This window comes from Hymenobacter sp. UYAg731, assembly GCF_054061335.1.
Map to the genome: position 1 here is coordinate 1 of NZ_JBSSEC010000018.1, position 1566 is coordinate 1566.

Genomic DNA, 1566 nt, shown 5'->3' on the forward strand with positions numbered 1-1566 from the left:
GCTCCAGAAAGGAGGTGATCCAGCCGCACCTTCCGGTACGGCTACCTTGTTACGACTTAGCCCTAGTTACCTGTTCTACCCTAACTGGCTTCGTTGCGGAGCACCAGCTTCAGGTCTACCAAACTTCCATGGCTTGACGGGCGGTGTGTACAAGGCCCGGGAACGTATTCACCGCGTCATTGCTGATACGCGATTACTAGTGATTCCAGCTTCACGGAGTCGAGTTGCAGACTCCGATCCGAACTGAGAACGGCTTTTCGGGATTGGCGCACCATCGCTGGTTGGCAACCCGCTGTACCGTCCATTGTAGCACGTGTGTAGCCCTAGGCGTAAGGGCCATGATGACCTGACGTCGTCCCCGCCTTCCTCACTGCTTGCGCAGGCAGTCTGTCTAGAGTCCCCATCATTACATGCTGGCAACTAAACATAGGGGTTGCGCTCGTTGCGGGACTTAACCCAACACCTCACGGCACGAGCTGACGACGGCCATGCAGCACCTTGCTTTGTGTCCCGAAGGAAAGGCTCATCTCTGAGCCGGTCACGCGCATTCTAGCCTAGGTAAGGTTCCTCGCGTATCATCGAATTAAACCACATGCTCCACCACTTGTGCGGGCCCCCGTCAATTCTTTTGAGTTTCACTCTTGCGAGCGTACTCCCCAGGTGGGATACTTAACGCTTTCGCTAAGCCAGTGACCGTCTATCGCCACCAGCGAGTATCCATCGTTTACGGCGTGGACTACCAGGGTATCTAATCCTGTTCGCTCCCCACGCTTTCGTGCCTCAGCGTCAGTTACAGTCTAGGCAGCTGCCTTCGCAATCGGTGTTCTGGATGCTATCTATGCATTTCACCGCTACAGCATCCATTCCGCCACCCTCGTCTGTACTCAAGCCAACCAGTTTCCAGGGCAGTTCCACTGTTGAGCAGTGGGCTTTCACCCCAGACTTAATCGGCCGCCTACGCACCCTTTAAACCCAATAAATCCGGACAACGCTTGCACCCTCCGTATTACCGCGGCTGCTGGCACGGAGTTAGCCGGTGCTTATTCCTCAGGTACCGTCAGTAGAGCACGCATGCCCTTTTTTCTTCCCTGAGAAAAGCAGTTTACGACTCAGAAAGCCTTCATCCTGCACGCGGCATGGCTGGGTCAGGCTCTCGCCCATTGCCCAATATTCCCTACTGCTGCCTCCCGTAGGAGTCGGGCCCGTATCTCAGTGCCCGTGTGGGGGACCAGCCTCTCAGCTCCCCTAGCCATCGTCGCCTTGGTGAGCCGTTACCTCCCCAACTAGCTAATGGCACGCAGCCCCATCCGAATCCAATAAATCTTTAACTGTTACCTGATGCCAGGCTGCAGTTTTATGCGGTATTAATCCGCCTTTCGGCGGGCTATCCCCCAGATTCGGGTAGGTTGGCTACGCGTTACGCACCCGTGCGCCACTATCAGTATTGCTACTGACCGTTCGACTTGCATGTATTAGGCCTGCCGCTAGCGTTCATCCTGAGCCAAGATCAAACTCTCCATTGTAAAATGTTCTACACCCGTTCGAAAACGGGCTGATGTCGAGTGC

1 rRNA gene is annotated in these 1566 nt (G+C 55.2%); it reads right to left on the bottom strand.

Going from position 1 to position 1566, the window contains the following annotated elements:
- Positions 1–7 precede the first annotated feature (7 nt).
- Positions 8–1523: ribosomal RNA gene (locus ACVWYF_RS22820) — 16S ribosomal RNA — on the bottom strand.
- Positions 1524–1566 lie beyond the last annotated feature (43 nt).